The following is a 5,689-nucleotide window of genomic DNA, read 5'->3' as shown; positions in this document are numbered from 1 at the left end:
CTGCTGTTTTTAGGCGGGGTAATCATAACTATAATGAGTGATAACTAGGAATTATGCATGCCGAAACGACCGAAATCATATGCACAGGAATATTGGCTTGATTTTGAGCGTCTTAGTCTAGAATTAATTAAAGACCAGTTTAATATGGAGCCTACCGCTCTGCGTTTGACGCCAGCATCCAAGGACGGTGGCTACGATGCTGAGGTCAAATTTCAATTGGCTGCTGAAGAAAATCTCGACCTTTCTTTTCGGATTCTTCTTGAAGCAAAGTTACGCACTAAGGGCGGAGATGTGGGGCTAAGGACGTTTGCAGCAACTCTAGTTGTTGCTCACAACAATGCCGCAAATGCGCTTGTCATTGTGACTAACCAGCTCTATACGCCTCAAGCGGTTAGAGAAGTGGCTCGATTTGCCCGGGCTACCCGCATGCAAGTCAGGCTAGTTGATGGACCAGCAGTTTCTAGTTGGGTTGCGACTCGATATAACGACCTCATAATTCAAAATTATCCGGTAACATTGTTAGATTGGCTACGAGAAGTCGATGCCAATGCACCTAAAGAGCGAATATTTAAAATTTCGCTAGCTTCTTTTGGTAGCAGTATTGATGGTGCAATTGCTCATCTATCTATTGGATCTGATAAACATGGAAAACTGTCCTCCTGCTTGCTCACTGTGTCTGAAACAAAGCGAGATTTACCCCATGTGATTGGTGTACGTAGACAATCTTTAGTCAATACTCTACGCAAATGCATGGATGAGCCAGCTGGTGTTGCGCTTTTAGAAGGCGCTTCTGGGTCAGGCAAGAGTTTCCTCTTGTCCCATGCAATGGCCACAATCGAACCGCTCAAGAATACGTCTAAATTAGACCTTTCGACCATCCGCACAGCAAATCATTTATTTCTCAATGTCTTTGAGCGTTTGACCGGGATCGAGTTGGGGGCAATATTGATAGATTGCGACTCTGACCAGAAAGATATTTCGCGCCTCCTAAACGCGGCGCTGGGCACCTCTCAACCTGAAAAATTCATCGACGCAGTATCAATGGTAGTCCAGGCCAGCGATGAAGTTTTCCAAGTCCGCAGCAATTTAAACAAGGCTTTACTCGCCGAATATCTCGGTCGAATTGCGGAACGTCAGGCGGCATTGCGTCGATTCTTGATTGTCTGTGAAAACCTCAACAAAGCAACCTCTGAAGTTTTGGATTTTCTTATAGCTATTATCAACGAAGTGTCTACATATGGCGTTATGTTGATCGAATTACGAACTGATGGTGACGCACTCAGAACTTCGCCAGCTGATTGGGGTACATTCCAGAAATTGTTACGTCGAACCGCAACGCTTGATCGATTGCGAGTCCCTGATTTGGATAAAGCTGATGCGTATGCTCTGGTGGACTACTGGCTACCGGCTTTGGGTTTAAATAGGGCACAGATCATTTTCGAGCGCGTCGGTCTTTCACCATTTCTGATCGAGGTCGCCTGCCTGTGGCTGAAGCAGCACGAGATTGTTGGCACGACCACTGAAGATGCCGTTGCTATTCGAGACCTGGAGAAGTTTTTCGAGGGAATAACTCCTAACAAAGCGACTGTAGTCATACGCAACTTAGTAGAGTTTTGGGCGGGTAGTCAGCAAACAATCTACAAAGACGCCATTGTCAGCGCCGCGTTAATGGATGGCGCGTTACCCTTGGCTTGGATAGCCCAACTGGACTGGCAGCAGGACGAAGCTACCTTGGCAGATACTTTGACACAAACGGGAATTTTCGAATCTCACCACAGTATGCGAGCAGCGTTACGAGTGCGTCACGATCTACTCAGGGAATGCTGTGCAGCACTAGTCGACGAGCATATCTTCGCGGCAGAAAAAATGGCAGTTCGGCTTCGAGGGCAAATTAGTAAATTTTACCCCGCAGGTGGAGCTCTCAACCGAATTGAGGCCAAACTGGCTCTGAGGGCGGGAGATATGGAAGACGCTTTCACTCGGTCATGTCTATGTGCTCAGGCTTCTGAAGCTCAGTGGCAACTAAGCGACGCCAGCGAGATGTGGGATTTGGCGTATCAAGCAGCTGAACATTGTATCCTGCCCGACGTGACACGCGATAAAATGATCGCTGATACGCTGGTAAGGCAATTGGATGTTGAGCACAATCGCAACCGTTTACAACTTGAAGTTAATATGGGGCGATTGGCAGCACTCGAAACTCATATTGGTTTGTCACCCATCTTACGTGAAGATGTAGCGTTGCACATACAAGTTGGACTCTTACGTTGGCGTCGATTATTTTTATTGGAATGCTTTGATGAAGCATATTCACTAAGTCGTGAACTCGAACGGCGTGGAAAGAATCTTGTCGACAAATTACAAGCTGATATTCAATCCGCAATTGCTATGACCTCTAAGGGGTTGGGAAAACGTGAGGAATCTCAAGTCCAGTATGATCTTGCGGTGGCACGCTTTCCGCTTATCAGGTCATTGCAGAGAAGTAGATTATCAAATATTGCAGCCGCAAACTTAACCACTAACCCGCAGCTTTCGTTGGAGATGTATTATCAGATGCGTGAAATGTTGAGAGCGGAATCTCAGCCATCTTTACGTAATATTTTGCATTTAGAAGTCGATATCGCCATGGCTCATTTTCTTACTGGCAACTACGAAAATGCTCTTGTCAATGCCGAAGCAGCGGCAGCAACAGCACTGTCTAATTCGTATGAAACTCAAGAGGCTCGTGCCCGGAATATTGCTGCGTGCTGTCATTGGGCGCGGGAAGAGTTAGTAGCTGCATCCACACAGATAGAGCTGGCCGTATTTGCTGCTGAAAGGAGTTACTACTATCGTTTTCTTTGGCGTATGCGCGCCAACGCAGCCGGGATCGCAGCGGACAAACATGATTGGAAAACCGCAAAACAACATGCTTTTGAAGCGTTCCGCCTGATCACAAAACCGCGTCAAAGGCAGTTTTCAGACTTGGACGCGCGTAGAGAGCGTTGGTATATTGGTCTCCTATCTGCTTTAAGATCTTTAGATCGAAGTGATGAAAAGCAAGCCGCTGATAGATTAGTCACCACCGTTGCACTACCTTATTTGAAGAGTGATCTCGATACTCTACGCGCAAACGCTTGGCCATCTTCTGTATTCGATGGCACTACGCATATACATGCTAACCGTATCATGGTGACGGGATAGCTTCTAAGGCTTGTCTCCAACAATTCCATGCCTCCAAAGTTTGAGGAAGCTTTTCGTGTCGTTCGCAGGCCAGCTGAAATCCAGCTTCCGCCAGAAGGTGTAATCCCATCCAAGTTATCGTGACCGCATGTTCATCTGGCGTATCTGACAATTTGCAAATCAATTCTCCGATATTTGCTTGCGGATATCGGATCAGCAAGTTGGCCGCTAATTCTCCGTGATCTTTTCCCTTAAAGCCATAGGAAAGGCGCTCCTTATCAAGCAGCACCACATTTCCCTGAGGAGCGAGAGCAAAATGGGATACTTTAGCTCCGTTATGCAGCATAACGATAGGAAGGTGTTCCTCATGGTATGCAAGTTCGTGAAGCCGAGTCCGAAGTTTCACGAATTCTTCTTTCATATCACCTGGTAGCAGCAATTTTCCGAAAGTCGCCGCCTGGGTCAACAAAGTAAGACGCAACCGCAAACTCGATCTGTAAGAAAGAGGCCATGGGGAATGTCTATTGAGTGGACAATCCTTTATATCTCGCTCTACAAGCGCATAATCGAAGTCATCAACACCGTGGAAATATTTCCGGGCAATTTCTCGAAACATCTCTCCACCCTCAGGGCAGGGCGTGTCGGCCAGTGCATCAAGTGCTTGCCGCATGACTGCCGCTTGCTCAGGAGCGTCTCGGAGTGACTCAAGTGGGCTGCACACCGGCTGTGCAATAAGGTAGTGTTCCGAATTGCTGGCCAGAGTCCTTACAATACCGTCAGCACTATTGAAAATTTCGGACGTAAACTTAGCGCTCGCAGAGTAACATGGTTCCGATGGGCCATGTAAAAGCCAAGCAGACGTCATGCGAAAATGACTATGCACATGTTTGATCCAAATTTCATCTTCAGAATTCGTAGCGCGCCAACTTAGAGATTTTCCTCCGACGGCCTGAAGACTTATGTTCGCGCCACCACCGAGTAGCGATTCCGCCCACACTTCAACGATGGGCGCAAGATCAGTAACACTTTCTATATATCCGGGTAACCGTACCAAACGCCGTTTCAAGACTGATGGGTAATCATTCGGTTGCGGAAATTTAGATGATGCTGATATAGATTTTTTCGTGGCAATGGCATCATAGATGAAATGATGATAAGCAAAGAAGTCCCAGTTTCTCAGCGCATCTTCGGTTATCAGTCGCGCCTGATAACCCATCGCTTGAGACAAAAATGGTTGGTGCACGAATAATGACATGCGTTGTCGAAGACATGCTTCGTCACCGTAAGGAACCAGAAATCCAGAAATCCAGTCAGCGATCAAATCCGGTGCAAATCCATGTGGCGTGGCGATAGCTGGTATGCCCTGACGCATTGCCTCGACGATAACTCTACCTCCTGGCTCATAGTGCGAATGCGTTATTAGCACAATAGCACGCAGCAAAACCGCGCTCACACCCGGAGGGTCAAGATACCCCCACCACATGATTCGGGAATCACGTTCATATGAGACCAAACGCTCTTCGAGCTTAGTATATCGGCGTATATCAGAGATTTCTTTTGGTGACCCGCCGATTAGCCACAAGGGAGGACAGATTCCAGAACAGCTATCTGCGAGATCTAGCCAACATCGCAAGACAATATCAACCCCCTTAGATGGAGCTAATCGTCCAAAATAGACAAACGCACGATTGGATTGCCATCGGAGGATATCGTCGATTTCTAATGTTTGGATATTTACATCACAGGTCATGGTAGACACCTTCAAGTTCTAGGTCAACATATCGGGGGGTGCCATCGATTCCTTGTGCTGGACAGCAAAAAGGTAAGGGAACCGGACGTCCAATCACATGAAGTTTGTTAGGATTCACGCTGTATAAATGAACCAAATCGTTACGTTCTTCGGTGGAGATGCAAAAGATGGCTGAGGCCGCGTGGTAAAGTTCTGTTTCGATTTCAATCCGGCTATCGGCATTATCCAAATAACCTTGTTGTTGACGCCGTTTGCCATTGGAAATGACAGTCTGGACAAAAGGAACGTTGAATTGATGGGATAGATCCATGGCAGCTCGACCTGAATTCCAATAGACCCCGTGCAGTATGTGAATCGGCCATTTTTGATTCCGAATAATTTCAGCGATCAATTTAACAGTATGGTCATGGAAGGAATTAAGAAACCGCTTGTCGATTGGTGCGATTTCACCAAGCTTAATTCGATGAATAGAGGTAAAGTCCGAAAGCCTTTGATCGGCTGGCAAATTAGGGTCTGCGTGGCGAGTGACGACACTTGCATATCTGCATTTAAGAGCTAATCCTCGCAATATTTCTCGCACATAGGCATGTGTACCCCCTCCTTCCCCTGTTCCACTTGGTTGAACTGGATCCGCATGAAGGGAAATAACTAACACATTGGCGGTTTCGTTTTGAGATATTGGAGTAAACTCATCTCGTTCTGCATCGGGTGTCAGCATAAAGATAATTCCTAGTTATCACTCCATAAGCACTTTTCTCCTCGGATGCCCCTTACAAA

General features: G+C 46.8%; 3 protein-coding genes. 1 reads left to right on the top strand and 2 read right to left on the bottom strand.

Translation table 11 applies throughout. From position 1 onward, the window contains the following. The first annotated feature begins 57 nt into the window (after positions 1–57). Positions 58–3,183: a restriction endonuclease gene (locus V7051_RS24205; protein WP_333879323.1), complete on the top strand. Its 3,126-nt coding sequence runs from the start codon at positions 58–60 to the stop codon at positions 3,181–3,183. On the opposite strand, the gene V7051_RS24200 is transcribed toward V7051_RS24205, so the two are convergent. After that, a complete protein-coding gene (locus V7051_RS24200; protein WP_333879324.1) occupies positions 3,167–4,912 on the bottom strand; it encodes a glycosyltransferase in 1,746 nt (581 codons plus the stop codon). The genes V7051_RS24205 and V7051_RS24200 overlap by 17 nt on opposite strands. After that, the gene (locus V7051_RS24195; RefSeq protein WP_333879325.1) at positions 4,902–5,630 is read right to left on the bottom strand and encodes a glycosyltransferase; all 729 of its coding nucleotides are present in this window, start codon (positions 5,628–5,630) and stop codon (positions 4,902–4,904) included. Before V7051_RS24195 ends, V7051_RS24200 begins: the two co-directional genes overlap by 11 nt. Positions 5,631–5,689 lie beyond the last annotated feature (59 nt).

This window comes from Methylobacter sp., from assembly GCF_036845245.1.
Lineage (GTDB): Bacteria > Pseudomonadota > Gammaproteobacteria > Methylococcales > Methylomonadaceae > Methylobacter_A.
The sequence above is the reverse complement of the archived record's forward strand: the minus strand, read 5'-3'. Positions and strand labels throughout refer to the sequence as shown.

Bases quoted from the DNA above. Each gene is read 5' to 3' on its own strand.
- V7051_RS24205 (WP_333879323.1), top strand. From the start codon at position 58: ATGCCGAAACGACCGAAATCATATGCACAGGAATATTGGCTTGATTTT.
- V7051_RS24200 (WP_333879324.1), bottom strand. From the start codon at position 4,912: ATGACCTGTGATGTAAATATCCAAACATTAGAAATCGACGATATCCTC.
- V7051_RS24195 (WP_333879325.1), bottom strand. From the start codon at position 5,630: ATGCTGACACCCGATGCAGAACGAGATGAGTTTACTCCAATATCTCAA.